Source organism: Croceicoccus sp. (genome assembly GCF_983967925.1).
In genome coordinates, this window is sequence record NZ_CFETID010000023.1 from 33,266 (window position 1) to 49,050 (window position 15,785).

Annotated in this window: 15 protein-coding genes; 3 read left to right on the forward strand and 12 right to left on the reverse strand. The window is 64.3% G+C overall.

The window, feature by feature from the left end; translation table 11 throughout:
- Positions 1-59: 59 nt before the first annotated feature.
- From AC4FIJ_RS12800 to AC4FIJ_RS12810, 3 genes are read left to right on the forward strand one after another with little or no spacing between them, the layout of a single operon-like run.
- A complete protein-coding gene (locus AC4FIJ_RS12800) occupies positions 60-944 on the forward strand; it encodes an N-acetylneuraminate synthase family protein (protein ID WP_490337101.1) in 885 nt (294 codons plus the stop codon).
- Positions 945-989: 45 nt separating this feature from the next.
- Positions 990-2,840: a polysaccharide pyruvyl transferase family protein gene (locus tag AC4FIJ_RS12805; RefSeq protein ID WP_490337102.1), complete on the forward strand. Its 1,851-nt coding sequence runs from the start codon at positions 990-992 to the stop codon at positions 2,838-2,840.
- Positions 2,841-2,881: 41 nt separating this feature from the next.
- Entirely contained in the window at positions 2,882-3,985 is a 1,104-nt protein-coding gene (locus tag AC4FIJ_RS12810; RefSeq protein ID WP_490337103.1) for a class I SAM-dependent methyltransferase, read from the forward strand.
- Here AC4FIJ_RS12810 and AC4FIJ_RS12815 read toward each other — a convergent pair.
- The 12 genes from AC4FIJ_RS12815 to AC4FIJ_RS12870 all read right to left on the reverse strand — a co-directional run.
- Positions 3,900-5,249 carry an oligosaccharide flippase family protein gene (locus tag AC4FIJ_RS12815; protein WP_490337104.1) on the reverse strand — a complete coding sequence of 450 codons (1,350 nt, stop codon included), beginning with the start codon at positions 5,247-5,249 and terminating at the stop codon, positions 3,900-3,902. The genes AC4FIJ_RS12810 and AC4FIJ_RS12815 overlap by 86 nt on opposite strands.
- Positions 5,227-6,258 carry a hypothetical protein gene (locus AC4FIJ_RS12820; RefSeq protein WP_490337105.1) on the reverse strand — a complete coding sequence of 344 codons (1,032 nt, stop codon included), beginning with the start codon at positions 6,256-6,258 and terminating at the stop codon, positions 5,227-5,229. Before AC4FIJ_RS12820 ends, AC4FIJ_RS12815 begins: the two co-directional genes overlap by 23 nt.
- A 69-nt stretch (positions 6,259-6,327) precedes the next feature.
- Positions 6,328-8,115 carry a right-handed parallel beta-helix repeat-containing protein gene (locus AC4FIJ_RS12825; protein ID WP_490337106.1) on the reverse strand — a complete coding sequence of 596 codons (1,788 nt, stop codon included), beginning with the start codon at positions 8,113-8,115 and terminating at the stop codon, positions 6,328-6,330.
- Positions 8,116-8,158: 43 nt separating this feature from the next.
- Positions 8,159-9,571: a sugar transferase gene (locus AC4FIJ_RS12830; protein ID WP_490337107.1), complete on the reverse strand. Its 1,413-nt coding sequence runs from the start codon at positions 9,569-9,571 to the stop codon at positions 8,159-8,161.
- A gap of 242 nt (positions 9,572-9,813) precedes the next feature.
- Complete coding sequence (locus AC4FIJ_RS12835; RefSeq protein WP_490337108.1) at positions 9,814-10,383, reverse strand: hypothetical protein; 570 nt, start codon at positions 10,381-10,383, stop codon at positions 9,814-9,816.
- A gap of 103 nt (positions 10,384-10,486) precedes the next feature.
- Positions 10,487-11,002 carry a demethoxyubiquinone hydroxylase family protein gene (locus AC4FIJ_RS12840; protein WP_490337109.1) on the reverse strand — a complete coding sequence of 172 codons (516 nt, stop codon included), beginning with the start codon at positions 11,000-11,002 and terminating at the stop codon, positions 10,487-10,489.
- Positions 11,003-11,004: 2 nt separating this feature from the next.
- Positions 11,005-11,505 carry a disulfide bond formation protein B gene (locus tag AC4FIJ_RS12845; RefSeq protein WP_490337110.1) on the reverse strand — a complete coding sequence of 167 codons (501 nt, stop codon included), beginning with the start codon at positions 11,503-11,505 and terminating at the stop codon, positions 11,005-11,007.
- A gap of 7 nt (positions 11,506-11,512) precedes the next feature.
- Positions 11,513-12,853 carry a S41 family peptidase gene (locus tag AC4FIJ_RS12850; protein WP_490337111.1) on the reverse strand — a complete coding sequence of 447 codons (1,341 nt, stop codon included), beginning with the start codon at positions 12,851-12,853 and terminating at the stop codon, positions 11,513-11,515.
- A gap of 131 nt (positions 12,854-12,984) precedes the next feature.
- On the reverse strand, positions 12,985-14,142 hold the full coding sequence (locus AC4FIJ_RS12855) for a murein hydrolase activator EnvC family protein (protein WP_490337112.1): 1,158 nt from the start codon (positions 14,140-14,142) through the stop codon (positions 12,985-12,987).
- A 4-nt stretch (positions 14,143-14,146) separates the two neighbouring features.
- Positions 14,147-14,569, reverse strand: a complete 423-nt coding sequence (locus AC4FIJ_RS12860; protein ID WP_490337113.1) for a 23S rRNA (pseudouridine(1915)-N(3))-methyltransferase RlmH — start codon at positions 14,567-14,569, stop codon at positions 14,147-14,149.
- Positions 14,570-14,647: 78 nt separating this feature from the next.
- Positions 14,648-15,037, reverse strand: coding sequence for a ribosome silencing factor (gene rsfS, locus AC4FIJ_RS12865; RefSeq protein ID WP_490337114.1), 390 nt, complete (start codon positions 15,035-15,037; stop codon positions 14,648-14,650).
- Positions 15,038-15,218: 181 nt separating this feature from the next.
- Positions 15,219-15,785: nicotinate-nucleotide adenylyltransferase (locus tag AC4FIJ_RS12870; protein WP_490337115.1), on the reverse strand; the 567-nt coding region annotated here is incomplete at its 5' end.

Sequence of the window (15,785 nt, forward strand, 5' to 3'; positions counted from 1 at the left end):
CGCATTTACGCCCATGGAACGCCGAAAAGCGCCACGGGCGAACTGGACTGGAGTTTGCAATGGGTGTGAAGATCATCGCCGAGGTTGGCTGCAACCACAAGGGCGATATGGAAATCGCGAAGGAGCTGATCCGCGTGGCGGCCGTCTATGCCAAGGCCGACGTGGTGAAATTCCAGAAGCGGAACAACCGCGAACTCCTGACCGAGGAGCAGTACAACGCGCCGCATCCCAACCCGGCCAATTCCTATGGCGACACCTATGGCGCGCACCGCGAATTCCTTGAATTCTCGGTCGACCAGCATCTGGAACTGATCGAGGAATGCCGGAAGAACGAGATCGAATATTCGACCTCGGTCTGGGACACGACTTCCGCGCGCGAGATCGCTTCGCTGAAGCCTTGCCTGATCAAGGTGCCGTCGGCCTGCAACCTGCATTTCGACATGCTGGACGTGCTGGCGAACGATTACGACGGCGAAGTCCATTGCTCGCTGGGCATGACCACCCATGACGAGGAGGAGAAGATCGTCTCCTTCTTCGAAAAGCGGGGCCGCGCCAAGGACCTGATCATCTATTCCTGCACCTCGGGCTATCCGGTGGAATTTCAGGACATCTGCCTCGGTGAAATCACACGGCTGAAATCGACCTTCGGCGACCGCGTGAAGGGCATTGCCTTTTCCGGCCACCACCTCGGCATCGCGGCCGACATCGCGGCGCTGACGCTGGGCGCAAGCTGGGTGGAGCGGCACTTCACGCTCGACCGCACGTGGAAGGGCACCGATCACGCCGCCTCGCTGGAACCCGATGGCCTTCGCCGCCTGTGCCGCGACCTGCGCAATGTCGAAAAGGCATTGGGCACCAAGAAGCAGGAGATCCTGCCGGTCGAGCAGGTGCAGCGCGACAAGCTGAAATGGCGCCCGCGCCCCTCGGCGGCCGAGGCTGCCTGATAGCCGACTTCGCCGATAGCGGCGCATGGATGTGATCCGGCCAGCATGACACATGCCGACAATGGAGACGCGGTGGAGGCGAACGCTTCCGCCGCGTCCCAGCAAGCGGAAAAGCAGGCGCAGCAAACCGCCGTGCTGCGCTTCATGGCGCTGCATGAATTGCTGGGCGATACGCTGGCCGAGGTCGGCAGTTGCGTCGCGGACCGCCCCGATCTGGCGACGCCGCTCGGCCTGATCCGCGGGCTGGGCGCCGAAGTCGGCGTGACCGGTCTTGCGGGGGAGCGTCTGGACGCGCTTCAATCCTTATACCGCATCCCGGCAGCGCAAGGCGATGCGCCGGCGTCAGCGGATCTGGTGCTGGCCTCGGCAGACAGCGATCCCGAAAGCCTGCTGGAAGCCATGGCGGAGGGTGCGCTGCTGGCGATCCATGTCGACATGGGCGGCGGTGCTAAGGCGATGGCCGCCAGTGCAGCCCGCCTGAACGCCATCGCCGGCAAGATCGCTTCGCGCAGCGATATCGAGGGTCTGGCCGCGCGCAACCTCTATCGCGATCGCTGGATCGTGATGCGCAAGACATCGGGCGCCCATGGCGGAGCGGCGCTGGAGATCATGGCGCGGCGTGCCGGTCAGGCAGGTGCAGCGCGGGCGGCATCGGCATTGCCCGGCGCTGGCCGATTGTTTTCGCTCGCGGAAGTGACTCGCGCGCATCCGCGTGGACGCAGGCAGGCCTCCTACAAACTTTGGGCCATGCGCCGCCGCCGCGCCCTGTCCCGGCAGGCCGACCGGCTGGAAAGCGATCCCGGCACGATCACCCATTTCGGCGTCCACGCCCCCGCCAATGCAGGCGACCGCGTCCTGTTCGAAGCGGTGCGCGCCGCCGTCGAACCCTCGCCAAATGCGCGCTGGGCGCTACGCGACGTACGCGCGCCGGTAACACCGCGCGTGATCGATGCGGTCAACCGCAGCCGAGGCATGGTGATCGGCGGCGGCGGGCTGTTCCTCGTCGACATCACATCGGGCAGTCCGTCGGGCTGGCAATGGCCCTGCCCCACCGAACTGCTGCGGCGGATCGACGTCCCGATTGCGGTCTTCGCGGTCGGCTACAACCGGTTTCGCGGTCAGGGCGAGTTTCCCGCCGCCTTTGTCGAGAGCCTGCACGCTCTGGCCGAACGCGCGGATTTCATCGGCATTCGCAACCATGGCAGCATCAGGGCGCTGTCGTCATACCTCCCCGAAGATCTCGCGGCCAAGCTGACATTCCAGCCCTGCCCGACCACGGTGATGAGCCATCTGGACATGCCGGGCACGGACTATGCCCCGCCCGCCCGTCCGCGCCGCCGGCTCGTTATCAACACCGCGTTTGACCGATTTGCCCTGCGCATGGCAGGCCGTGAGCGCGAGACGCTGGGCAGTCTGGCCCGCGTGGCCCGGCGCGCCGCGGACGAAGGCTGGGAAGTCACGCTGGTCGGTCATCTGTTCGACGACGAAGCCGTGGCGCCGTTCCTGCAGAAGGAGGGCGTACCCTTTTCGGTGCTTCATTTTACCGGCGTGGCAACGGAAGAGATCCTGCGCTTCTATCGCTCGGTCGATCTGGTGATCGGCATGCGTGGTCATGCACAGATGGTGCCGTTCGGGCTTGGCACGCCGATCCTCTCGCTGATTGCGCATGACAAGATGGGCTGGTTCCTCGACGATATCGGCCATCCCGAATGGGGCGTCGATTTCCGCGATCCGGATTTCGGCGACAGGCTGGATTCGGCGTTCGGCACCTTGTCCGGCGATCTGGACAAGGCGCGGGTGCAGATCGATGCCGCGCGGTCCCGGCTCTGGGACATCACCCGCGCCAATGTCGGGGCCGTCCGCAGCGCGATGGGCCTTGCGCCCCTCGCCGCTTGACCGCCCGGCCCGCCGGCTTCTACCGCAAGAGAGACAGGCATTTGACACAAGGACGCGGAACGATCCTCAATCCCCGGTTCGATATTGCGCGCTCCGACCGCTCGATCGTCACGCTGGGCCGCGTGCAGCAGGACGCGCTGGCCGAGCTGAAGGGCCGCATCGCCAGCGGCGAGATGCGGTTCGAATCGTTCGATTGCCCGATCTGCGGCGGCAGCGACATCCAGCCTTTGGCGACGCGCGACCGCTATGGCGTGCCCTGCGTTACGGGCGTGTGCGCCGATTGCGGGCTGATGCAGACCAACCCCTATCCCGACGGGGAATCGCTGGGCTGGTTTTATGGGACTATCTTCGCGCGGCTGCACCGCGGCACGGAAACCCCCTCTGACACAAGGTTCGAGGCGCGCCGCGCCAAGGCCGCCACCATCGTATCGTGGCTGAAAAATCATGGCGGTCCGACCGGCGGCACTATGATCGACGTCGGCTGCGCATCGGGCGGTTTTCTGCAAGGCATGGTCGATCACGGCTTTGCCGGTTTCGGGGTGGAGATCGATGCCGATTACGCCGCCGATGCACGCGAGCGCGGGCTGGACGTCCGGATCGGGACCGTCGACACCGTCGCCGAGGCGAAGCAGGCCGATCTCGTCACCTATATGCAGGTGCTCGAGCATATTCCGGGCCTGAACGAGGAGATCGAGCGGCTTGCAACCACGCTGAAGCAGGGCGCCTGCGTGTTTATCGAGGTGCCGGGACCGACCAGCGTGCCCGGCATGTACAATTACGATTTCCTCCGCCTGCTGCAACTGGCGCATGTCTGGCATTTCACGCCCGCGACGCTGACTGCCGCCATGGCCCGCCACGGCTTTAAATGCGTGGCAATCGACGATTTCGTCCGCGGCCTGTTCCGCTTTACCGGCGAGCGCAGACAACCCGGCGAGTTCCCCACCGAGACCCCGGCGGACATCGCCGCCATGCTGCGCCGGCTGGAAGGCCAGAGGCTGCGGCATTGGCGGACTTGGGCGATCAAGGCCAAGGCGCTGGCAAAGCGCCTGACCCGCGAGGTCAGATCTTCGCCCAGAAGCCGGTGTCGATCCCGGTCAGCTTGCGGGCCGCAGTCCAAAGCAGACAATTGCGCAAGACCACGCTGATCGCGGCAGCCACGGCTGCGCCAGTGCCACCGAAACGCGGAACGAGCAGTATGGCCAACGCCAAATTCACCGCCATCGCGCCGCCGAAAGCGAGCGTGTTCCATTTTTCGTTATTGGTCATGTTCAGCAAGGCGGTCGCCGATCCGAATGCACAATTGACCAGCTGGCCCGCGGTCAGAATGGCCAGTGGCAGGGCAGCGCCTGCGTATTCATCGCCGAACACCAACCGGATCAGCGGTTCACCCGCGAACAGGAAAGCAAGGGCCAGCGGCAGGGCAAAAGCAATAGAGAAACGCGCGCCCCGCCTGGCCAGGGAACGCACGGCCTCATGCCGTCCTTCTGCCCACGCGCGAGCGATGCGAGGCGCAAGCGGCGTGTTGGTCGCGGCGTAGCCCAGCGCGACCAGCGTCGCGCCCTGCATCGCCACCTTGTAGAGGCCAACCTGTGCATTGTCGGAAAACAGGCCGACCAGGATGATGCCAAGCTGTCCGTCGATCACATACATGCCGTTGGCAAGGCCCAGCGCCAGCAGGCTGGCCTTCCAGCCTGACACCTTGTAATCTTGGCCGTCGTCCGCTTCCTGGTTGGTCAGCACCCGTCTCAACAGATAGGAGCCGACGATCCACGCCACTATCGTGGCAACGACGTTCATCCCCATCACGAGCACGGCAGGATCGAAAGGCAAGCGCAGCCCGTTCTGCCAGCCGATGATAAGAGCACCGACCATCGGCAGCATGACGAGCGGGCGAACGATGGAATTGGCAAGCTGGCTCTTGGCGATATGGTTCATTCCGCGCAGCAGGGCCGAGCGGATTTCCGCAATCGGAAACAGCGCTACCAGCGCAAGCCCCACCAGCAGCAAAATGCGTTCTTCCGCATCGATCTTTTGCGGAAAGAGAGAGAGAGCAAGCACGGTAAGGACCATGACGGGCAGGCTAACGGTCAGCACGCGCACATAGGCCCACCGCTTGATCGCCAGCAAGGCCCCGCCTTGACCCGCGGCAAGGGCCTTTCCGCATTCGCGCACGATCAAAGGGGGCAAACCAAACCGCGCAGGAAGGGCAAGCAGGGTGATCGTAGACAACGCGAAAGAATAGAGCCCGAAGGAATCCACGCCGAGAAAGCGGGCCAACGCCACGCTCAGCGCATAGCCAAGCGCCATGTCGGCCATCCGCATCCCGAACGACACGCTGACCCCGCCGAGCAGGGATCCGGCGCGAAACCGGTTCCAGAACGCGAGGCTAGTAATAGCCCAGTTTCCCAAGTCCCAGTCCAAGCCGTTCGTCCAGCGCGCGATTGCCTGCCCGGTGTAAATCCATGATCCCTTCACGCAATTCCGCGTCGAAGACATGTCCGCCCGGCCGAGCCAGCATGCCTCGCTGCAGCAAGCGGCGGGGATCGAAGCAATTGTCGAACGCGGTCACAGTCTTCTGGAGCGCGCCGCCGCCTCCACGCCGGTCCAGCCATGGCCTGAAAGGATGATAGGGGATCACCCCGCCCTCGCGATGCGGCATCCGGAAAAGCGGGTTCAAATGCCGGGCGATCGCGCTCGCCCGGGGACCGAATCCCACATTGCTGCGATGCCCTTCCGGAATGGTGACGGGCCTTTGCAGGCAATCCTCAAGCGCGGATCTGAAGCGGTCCGGATCGGTCTTCAACCATTCGAACGCCACGACATGGACACGGCCCGTTCCGAAACGCCGTTCATAGGCGCGATAGAATGCGTCGAAGTTGTAGACCCTTACATCGACATTCGCCCGGGCGGGCGATTGATAATGGCCGAATTCACCATCGCGCCAGTTGCAATAGCCTTCGGGCGAATTGGCATGCCCGGTATGCAGAACCTGTTTGTACAACGATTCCAGCAAACCGTCTTGTCGGCGCAGCACCAGAAGGACATGTCCGTCCGGCGCGATATCGTGCAGAACATCTGTCATCCTGCCAAAATCGTTGTGGTTCCACAGAAACCACCCGGTCAGTGCCTCATAGCTGAAAAGCTGCAGTCCATGGGTCGAGGCGGCAATCATGCCCTGTACCTCGCGCACGATCGGATCCAAATCGTCGAAAGGCCCTGCAAGCCTGACCCTTTTCATCAGCGGGACGAATGGACTTCGATCAAAGCTGTAAAGCGCCGTATCGGAAAGTTCGGGGAAGACGGACCGCTGCAACAGCGTCGAACCGGTCTTCATGAAACCGGTATGAAACACGACGCGCCTGCGCTGTCCGAGGTCTTGATCCCCATGCATGCGGTCGCTCTCGGTCATATATGGCATTGGCGATACTGTCGGGCCATGATCAGCGCAGTCCCGCTTTTTGGGCGTGGACGCAAGATGCAATCACGATCATCCCACGACGGGATAACGCGGCGCCATCCGGTTCAACGGTCCGACCTGCAACGGGAAACCTGCGAGGTCGCTGTTACCAGAATGCGCGACCCTGCCCGTTACTTCGGGATCCAGCAGCAGCATAGATGCCTGATTATTCGTGATTTCGATCTCGCCGCGATAATTGTTCACCGTCGCGCCAGCCATAATCGGCAGCGGTGTCCCAATAAGCCGATTATTGCGTATTTCTCCGCTGGCCTGACGGCCCATCGCTTCAATCGCGATTACCGCGGTGCCTTGCGGCAAGGCGGTACCTATCGTGACCACATTGTCCTCGATCAGGGTTTCGCTGGCCGCGCCCGCGATCAGCGCGACGGGTTCGGGAACTTGCTTGTCAAAGCGCAGGCGATTGCCGCGTATCGTCAGCCGTCCTGTCAGGCGATAGCGCCAGTCTGAACAGACATTGATCAGGTCATTGTCCTCGAACACCAGATCGCCGAAATAACTGGACGCGCAGGCCCCGACAAGCGGACCGGTATATTCCATGCGATTTCGCAGAAACCGGATTGAGATCGCATCCTGCTCCTTGCCAAAGCCGGCGCTTCGCAAGGCGCACATGTACAGGGCGCGCTGGCTGCCATAGCGACCCTTGCCATAGCGCCGCCAGTTCTTCTCAGCCGAACCATCTTGAAATGCGCGATTGTCGCGGAATTCGATATTGCGCGCAGCATAAAAGGTGGCGAACGGAAAGTTGGCGATATTGGCAATATCGTTCTCGTAGGCAACGCAGTCCATGCAGCCCTCGAAATCGACACCCACGTCGGTCATGTCGCTGATGCGATTGCGGGCGACGACGATGTGCTGGCCATTGTTCCCGTAGACGCCGCCGTTCGCATGGCGAAATTCATTGTCGGCAATATAGGCCTGGCGCGCGCGTCGAAGATGCTCAGGCGCCCCGCCCTCCTTCATCCGTGCGCCGCCGCCCCACCAGCTGACTTTGGCATAATTGCCGATATTACGCCACGCGACGACACGCCGGGCAAACTCGAACCTTAGTACCGAGCCTTGATAGCGCCCGTAGTCGACCAGATTATCGAGGACATAGATATCCTCGGAAAGATCGTCGAAATCGCGGCTGGAAAACCCTGCCAGAACAGCCGGATCGCTTGCACGGGATCCTGCGCCGGTCTTGTAAAGCCCCAGCGCCTGGCGCTGATGCCGCGTCACGGCAAGGCTGACACCGTTCAGCCTGTTCCTCGTAAGATAAACGCCGCGCGCGTTATATGTGTTGATCAACGAAGCCGCATTCTCGCCATCCGCACGGTTTTGAACCGAAATATTGTCAATCCGAATGCCGTGAACATAGCTGTCCGGCCCGTTATCGGCAGGCCTGACTAGAATGGCGCAGCGATCGCTGCCGTACCAATCGATCCGGGCGCCGGGGCCGCCCAGCAAGGCAAAGCCCTTGGTGACCGTTACCTGCCCGTCCAGTCGCATGACCGCGTTTGGCGGTAACAAAATCGCAGGCGCATCCGACATCAACGCACGCTCAAGCGCGGCGCGGTCATCGGTTTCTCCGTCCAGCGCGGCGCCAAATTCGGCAAGGCTCACCGCTCGTTCGCCAAGGTCCGCAGCCTTCGCGAAGATGGCGTCAGGCTGTTCCGCCCATTCGGGCCAATCGTCGGGGACGGTCCCGGTTTGCCCCCCATCGCCATATTGCGATGGCGCAGCCTCGCAAGCACCAAGGCCTGCCACGGCGATCAGGCCGAGGGCACTCCCCGTGAGAAACCTCCGGCGTCCGATCATGAAGTCACAATCCGGCTGCCAATATGACAGCCAAGCGCCTTGTTTAGAAAGCGTTCTTGCCGAACAGCGACGTCGCCGTACGCGCCACCAGGTAGAAATCCATCCATATCGACCAACGATCGACATACTCAAGGTCGGATGCAAGCCTGTTCGTCAGGTCCTCGGTGCGATCCGTCGGACCGCGATAGCCGCGTACCTGCGCCAGACCCGTCAGGCCCGGCTTCATCGAGTGGCGATGGCGGTAACGCGTGTCGACATCCCAATAGAGCTGATCGGCAGCCTTGGCGCTCATCGCGTGGGGGCGCGGGCCAACGATGCTCATCTCGCCGCGCAGCACGTTGATCAGCTGCGGCAGCTCGTCGATGCTGGTCTTGCGGATGAAGTCGCCGACCTTGGTCACGCGCGGATCGTTCTTGGTCGTCAGCTGCGCGGCATCGGCGTCGCAGCGGTCGGTGTACATGCTGCGGAACTTGCAGCATTCGAAGATCTTGTTGTCGCGCCCGATCCGCTTTTGCATGAACAGGACCGGCCCCTTCGACTCCAGCTTGATCGCGATGGCCGTCGCCAGCAGGATCGGCGACGTCGCCAGCAGGCCGATCGACGCGACGACGATGTCGAACATGCGCTTGGTCAAGCGGTCGCGCAGGGTCAGCGGGCCGTGGCTGATGACCATGGTGGGGCGGTTCTGGTGACGGCCGACGCCCACGATGCCCAGCTTGTCGTCGCCGGGCGACAGGATCTCGCCCTTGACCGCAATGCCCTTCAGCGCGGTCGACCAGTCGGCATAGCGGTCCGGCTGGGTCACCACCACGATGCGGTCGGCATTGGTCACCGCCGCGGCCAGCGCGTGAAACCCGTGCGGGTCGGTGGAAGCCGGATCGAAACCGATCTTGCCCAGCGGCATCACGATATCATCATGGGCGGGGGCGTAATCGACGCCGTCCACGATCACCACGCGCGAATAGGGCGTGCCGCCCATCCGGTTGAGCAGGGGGCGGGCAATGGCAAGGCGCAGCATCGGAACGCCGATCAACGCCAGCAGCCAGCCGATCACGAAAACGGCGCGCGAAACCTCGTTACCCGCCTTCATCAGAAAGACGATCAGCGCCACGGCGGTCCCTGCGAACAGCACCGCCTGCGCCGATCGCGTAAAGCTCTTTTCCTGGCGCATCAGCGCATCGCCGCCATAGGACGTGTTGATCGCGGCAAAGCAGAAATAGATCGGCACCATCACCAGCAACAGGGTGAAGCCGTGATCGGCCGCAGGCTGCCGCAGATAAATGGTGTTCGCCATGACGAAGGACACCACCAGCGCGACCAGATCGGCCAGCGCCAGCGTAAGATAGCAGCGGATACGCTGCATCCGGCGATCTTCGACGAAGGGAAGCTCCGCCGAGTCGTCGGGGGTCAGCCCCTTGGTACGTCGGGCAATAGAACCGTCCGCATTGAGATACATGGTGCGCGCCTCAACATTGTGCGGTGCAACCAATGCCTGTCCCCCCTTGACCGTTCAAGCGCGATAACGCCATTTCGCAGCGGGCTAGCCGTTAAGGGTACCCGCCCCGGCAATCCCGATTTGCATAAAATTACGCAGATCGGTCAATGATTTAGTCTACGATAATCGGTTCGGCGCCGCTCGCGCATCGCGCTGCGCGAGTGAATCAGCGGTGCAGACCATATGGGTTCCGCGCCGTTCGATTACTGATTCTGATCGCCCATGATCGGTTCGGCGTCCGAAGGCTCAATGACATTGCCGGTATCGGCCTGATCCGCCGCCCGCGCTTCATATTCCTGTTCCAGCGCCTCGACCCGGGCCTGTTCGGCGGCTGCATCGGCATCGATCGATTCCAGCCTGCGCGCACGTTCCTCGGCGATCAGGTCACCGAACCTGACTGTGTCGGCGGTTTCCTTCTCGGCATAGGCCTGGTCGATCATGTCGACGACGCAGCCGGTCATGCCTTCCTGTCCTACCGCCGAGCAGCTTCCCACACCGGTCACGCCGACATCGGCATTGGCGGCGACGCGGTTGGCCCATGCCTCGTTCTGAGGCGCGCCGCTCTCCCGCAGGTCCTGTGGCACGCGATAGGGGTCTTCCTGGCGCACGCAGACGACGATCTCGCTGTCGTCACGCGCTTCCGGGCAAGGCTGGTCGCCATAGACGATGACCTGATTGACGCGCTCGCCCCCCGTCGCTTCCTGAGCGGCGGCCGGATTGGCCCACGCGCCTGCAAGGGCGAAAGCGGCAAGAACTGTGGTCTTCTTCATCATGACGGCGCCTCCCAGCGCTTCGGTCTCTTAATTCTCTGGCCTCTCGGCAGGCTCCGGCCCGGACATGCTACGCCCTATCGCGCGTGAACGATAGCTGAGCGGTTCATATCCGTTTCGAAAGGGCGATCGCGGCGCGGCATCCAAGGCGGATTGCACCCGACAACACCGGATAGGCCGGTGCCCTTTCGGCCCCTTGCTCTATGGCGATATCGTGGTGCTCCCGCTCTTCGGCGCGAAACTGTTCGACCATGGCGGACAATTCGGGATCGGTGTCGCCGATGTCCTCAAGCTGTTCGCTGTAATGACGGTCGATCTCGGTCTCGACCGCCGCGGTGCAGGCCATCGCGGCCTCGGGCCCGATCAACGCGGTGACGGCGCCCAGCGCGAAACCGGCGCGATCCCACAAGGGCTGCAGCAGCGTGGGCCGAACGCCGCGCTCTGTCATCAGCGCGTCGAATTTCCGGCGGTGCTCGGCTTCCTGCGAAGCCATCGAGGCGATCTCGCCCGATCCGGGAGCCCGGTCGCCCATCACGGCGATCTGGCCCGCATAGATCCGGGTCGCGCCATATTCGCCCGCCTGATCGACGCGGATCATGGATTCGATGTCGCGCTTTTGCATGGTCATGCCCTGATAACGCCGCGGCGGCGGCCTTGTGCCGAAAGAACGAAGATCGCGATGGCGGCGGCCCCTGAGATCAGGAAATTCCAGCCCGCCAGCGAGATGCCCAGCAGGCTCCACGGCGCGGTGTCACAACGCACGATGGGCGCGTTCAAGATTGCCTCCAGCGGGTCGCCGCCCGCCTCCACCGTCGTCGCGCAGGTGGTGATGCCTTTCCACCAGCCATATTCGACACCGGCGTGATAACCGCCCAGCAGCGCCGCGATCAATATGACCACGCCCGCGATCCGCACCATCAGGCGGCGCGCATCGCCCGGCAAGACGAATGCCAGCACCGCCGGCACCAGCGCCGCGAAATGCGCATAGCGCTGCCACCAGCACATTTCGCACGGATAGAGCCCGAAGCCGTATTGCGAGACATAGGCCCCGGCCAGCAGGGCCGCAGGCACCAGCAGCGCAATCGCGCGCGCCATGTTCAGGCGCTTGTCAGCGATCAATGGCATCGGGAATCTACTTCTCGCCCGTACCGCTCAATTGCGCGAGACGCGTGTTGCGCAAGGTTTTCAGCGCATAGTCGAGCTGGAAATCCTCGATCCCCTGCGCTTCAAGCTCTTCCGCCGTCACCTGGAACCGCGGGTCCTGCATCGTGTCTTCTTCCAGTTCCGCGTCCTCAAGGCTGATCTCGTTGATCAGATGGCCGCGCAGGTCCGATTCGCGAATCGCGTTCTTGGCGCGGGCGCGGGCATCGGGGTCCGACATCTGCGGCACCTTGATGTCAGGCTCGATCCCGCCTTCCTGCACCGAACGGCCCGACGGCGTGAAATAGCGCGCCGTGGTCAGCTTCAGCGCGCTGTCCGCGCTGATCTGTACGACGGTCTGGACGCTGCCCTTGCCGAAACTGCGCTCACCCATGACCAGCCCGCGATGGTGGTCCTGCAACGCGCCCGCGACGATCTCGGACGCAGAGGCGGTGCCCGCGTCGATCAGCACGACGATGGGCACGCCCTTGGCGATGTCGCCGGGCCTTGCGGAATAGCTTTCGTTGTCCCGCGCGAAACGCCCGCGCTGCGACACGATCTGCCCGCGCTCGAGGAAAAGGTCGCTCATCGCCACGGCTTCGTCGAGCAGTCCACCGGGATTGGACCGCATGTCGAGCACGAGGCCTTCGGGCATGGTGCCGCCAAGATCGCTGCGGATGCCCGCCATCGCCCTCTGCACCTCGCGCCCGACATTCGCGCTGAAGCTGGAGACGGTGATGATGCCGATCTTGCCGTCGACGCTGTATTCGACCGGCTTCAAATCGATGATCGCCCGTTCGACGCTGACGTCCAGAGGCTGGTCGCGGCCGGGCCGGAAGATGGTGAGATCGACCGAGGTGCCGGGGCGTCCGCGCATCTGTTCGACCGCCTCGTCCAGCGTGCCGCCGTACAGCAGCTTGCCGTTGAGATGGGTGATGTAGTCGCCCGCCTTCAGCCCGGCGAGATCGGCGGGCGTGCCCTTGGTCGGAGCGATGATCTTGACCACCCCGTCTTCCATCGTGACCGACAGGCCCAGCCCGCCATAGCTGCCCTCCGTCTGGGTGCGCAGGTTTTCTGCCGCCGTGCCGTCGAGATAGGAGCTGTGCGGGTCGAGGCTGGCGAGCATGCCGTCGATCGCGCCGCGGATCAGCTTGTCGTCGGTGACATCGTCGACGTAATAGGCCTTCACCCGCTGGTAGACGAGCATCAGCTTGCCGAATTCGGGCGCGCTGCGGCCATCGACGGCGGCCAGACCAGCGGTCGTCGCGGGCAGCATGGCCAGCGCGGTCACCAGCGCAGCGGTACGAAGCAGGGGAGCGAGGCGGATCGCCATGAAATTGTCTGCCTTTCCACGGGGCGGCTGCAAACCTCCGCCCATCGTTCATTTTGCGCTCATACTATCGCGCAGTCAGGCTTAACGCCAGATTATGCGTCTGGACGCGAAATCAGGGCGCGTCATCGGTCCTAAAGGGCAAGCAGCGGGTGAACGGCCCGCCCCGACCGGCGCAATTCGTACAGCACGCGCGGGTTCTGGCGAAGCGCATGGCCCAGCAATTCGCCCTGCCGCACCGCCTGCCCTTCCCGCACGCGCGCATCGGCCAGCCCGGCCACCACGCTGAGATAGCCGCCCCTGTGCCGCAAGATGATCGTGGTGCCATAACCGCGCCAGTCGCGCGCAAAGGCCACTGTCCCCGCCAGCGGTGCCCCCACCGGTGCACCCGGCGCGGGCGCGATCGTCAGTCCGCGGGCACGCCCGCCTGCCGCATCGCGTTCACCATAGCCCGCCAGAATGTGCCCGCTGACCGGCAGTTTGGGCCGGTTTTCCGGCAAGGCGCTGCCCGCGCGTCCGGCAGGCAGGATCGGTCCGGTCAGCTCGGCCAGCCGCGCTTCGGTCTGCTGCGTGCGTTGCTGCGCGGTGACAAGGGCGGCGATGCTGTCGGCCTCTACCCCGCGCAGGGTCGCGTCGCGCCGCGCTTCGCCCGCGGCTTGTTGCAGCGAGCGGGCCGTCAGGCGGCCTTCCGCGCCGCTGGCGCGCAATTCGGCGCGGCGGCGGTCCAGTTCCTGCGCCGCGTCCTGCCTGGCGATGCGGGCGGCGGCGCTCGTGCGGGCAAGGCTTTGCATATCGGCAAGATCACCGCGCACCGAACGCGTCTGCCGGGCGATCTGGGGCGTGATCGCCGCGACCATGGCGCGCGTGCGCACATAGTCGCGCACCGAAGACGGGCGCAGCACCAGCAGAATCGTCGGCCTGCGCGCCAGACGCTGCAGCGCCGCCAGCATGCGCGACAGGGGCGCGCGCTGCCGGGCAAAGCGTTCGCGCAAAATGCCCAGCCGGTCGGCGGCCATGGTTTCGCGCTGGCGAGCTTCCTCGATCCGGGCTTCGGATTCGGCGATCCGGGCGGACAACGCCTCGGCCTCGGCTTCTGCCTTCAGCGCCTCGTCCTCGATCGTGGCTGCCCTGTCGGCAAGCGCCCTCGCCCGCTTCTCCGCCGCGAGCCGCGCGGCCTGCGCCTCGGATAGCGCATCGGGAGAGATGGCTGAGGGCGCGATCTGCGCGGCGGCAGGCACCAGAAGGGCGGCACAAGCCAGCGGAACCGCCACGAACACGAGTGCGCGCCGCATCGCCCTAACCCGACCGGTGATAGGGATGGCCCGCGATGATCGTCGTCGCGCGGTAAAGCTGTTCGGCCAGCATGGCGCGAACCATCAGATGCGGCCATGTCATCGCGCCGAAACCCAGCAGCAGGTCGGCGCCATCGCGCGCCTCGTCCCCGTGGCCATCGGCGGCCCCGATCAGAAAACGCGCCTCGCGCATGCCGTCGTCGCGCCAGCGTCCCAGGAGGGCGGCGAAATCCTCGGACGACATCAACCTGCCGCGCTCGTCCAGCAGCACCTCTTTCGACGGCGCAAGCGGAGCGGGCACGGTGCCGCCACTATCGGGCAATTCTGTCAACTTGAACGGCCAGCCGATGCGCTTTTCATAGCGCGCAACCAGCTCCGCCTCGGGCGAGCGGCCGATCTTGCCGCGGGCGATGACATGGAGCCGCATGGCGCCTTGCTATCCCGCCTGTCGCGACAGGTCCAGAGCGGGCCGCCAGCCTGTGGCCAGCGCGGCCGCCATCATCATTCAGGCGTTGCCGCCCTCGCCAAAGCCCCACATCCGCTCAAGGTTGTAGAAGCTGCGCACTTCGGGCCGGAACAGGTGGACGATCACGTCGCCGGCATCGATCAGCACCCAGTCCGCCGCGGGCAGACCTTCGATGCGGGCCGAGCCGAAGCCGCCCTTCTTCACACGCTCGCCCAGTTTCTGCGCCATGGCAGCGACCTGACGGCTGGAACGGCCGCTGGCGATCACCATGTGATCCGCGATCGAGCTTTTGCCCGCGAGGGGGATGGAAACGATCTCCTGTCCCTGATCATCGTCGAGCGATTTGAGCACGAGTTCGTGCAGACTTCCGGGTTCTGCGTCGAAATCGGCGATATCGCCCGTCGGTACGAAACCGGATGTCTCCGGCATATGTTGAGCCTGATTCATAGGGGTATTCTATACTCCTTTGGCTGCATGCCCACTGAATACGCGTGAAAGGAATCGGGAGCAGCCGTTTGCGCGCGCCCTGCACCCGAATCGGGCAAAAGGCAAACGCCGCACACGGCCGTCGGATCTGGCATGCTTGGGATCGTGACCGGTCGCCGGGCAATCAAACCCGGCTTCCCTGTGCCGTATCATCGCTGATGGACCGGTGGGTCACCGCATCGCGCGGGCTTGCACCAGCATAAGCGGCAGCCCAGTCGGGCCTTGCCTTGCGCCGGGCCGTGGCCGAGCGCGGATCGGGATCGAAACGCAGGAACACCAGTGCCGGCGCGCTCCATCTTCCCCGTTTGCGTAGGCTGGCGGCCGGTACACGGTAGCGCCGGAGCCAGGCCATGGCGGGGCTCGTCATGGCAGCCGCATCATAACCCGGCCGGGCGATCACCGCAATCGGCATGGCGCGCGCTATCAACCGCCAGTCGCGCCACAGGTGGAACTGGGCGAGATTGTCGCTGCCCATCAGCCAGATGAAGTCGCGCTTGGGATAGCGGCGCTTCAGATGGCGCAGCGTGTCGATGGTAAAACGCGTGCCCATCTCCCGCTCGATCGCGGTCACGCGGATGGGCGCGCGGCGGGCCTGCGCGCGGGCCGACAGCATGCGCGCGGCCAGCGGTGCCATCCCCGCCTGCGTCTTCAGCGGATTGCCGGGCGAGACGATCCACCACGCCTCGTCGAG

Bases quoted from the DNA above. Each gene is read 5' to 3' on its own strand.
- AC4FIJ_RS12850 (WP_490337111.1), bottom strand. From the start codon at position 12,853: ATGGCGATCCGCCTCGCTCCCCTGCTTCGTACCGCTGCGCTGGTGACC.
- AC4FIJ_RS12820 (WP_490337105.1), bottom strand. From the start codon at position 6,258: ATGCCATATATGACCGAGAGCGACCGCATGCATGGGGATCAAGACCTC.
- AC4FIJ_RS12800 (WP_490337101.1), top strand. From the start codon at position 60: ATGGGTGTGAAGATCATCGCCGAGGTTGGCTGCAACCACAAGGGCGAT.
- AC4FIJ_RS12845 (WP_490337110.1), bottom strand. From the start codon at position 11,505: ATGCCATTGATCGCTGACAAGCGCCTGAACATGGCGCGCGCGATTGCG.
- AC4FIJ_RS12855 (WP_490337112.1), bottom strand. From the start codon at position 14,142: ATGCGGCGCGCACTCGTGTTCGTGGCGGTTCCGCTGGCTTGTGCCGCC.
- AC4FIJ_RS12835 (WP_490337108.1), bottom strand. From the start codon at position 10,383: ATGATGAAGAAGACCACAGTTCTTGCCGCTTTCGCCCTTGCAGGCGCG.
- AC4FIJ_RS12825 (WP_490337106.1), bottom strand. From the start codon at position 8,115: ATGATCGGACGCCGGAGGTTTCTCACGGGGAGTGCCCTCGGCCTGATC.
- rsfS (WP_490337114.1), bottom strand. From the start codon at position 15,037: ATGCCGGAGACATCCGGTTTCGTACCGACGGGCGATATCGCCGATTTC.
- AC4FIJ_RS12830 (WP_490337107.1), bottom strand. From the start codon at position 9,571: ATGTATCTCAATGCGGACGGTTCTATTGCCCGACGTACCAAGGGGCTG.
- AC4FIJ_RS12805 (WP_490337102.1), top strand. From the start codon at position 990: ATGACACATGCCGACAATGGAGACGCGGTGGAGGCGAACGCTTCCGCC.
- AC4FIJ_RS12840 (WP_490337109.1), bottom strand. From the start codon at position 11,002: ATGCAAAAGCGCGACATCGAATCCATGATCCGCGTCGATCAGGCGGGC.
- AC4FIJ_RS12860 (WP_490337113.1), bottom strand. From the start codon at position 14,569: ATGCGGCTCCATGTCATCGCCCGCGGCAAGATCGGCCGCTCGCCCGAG.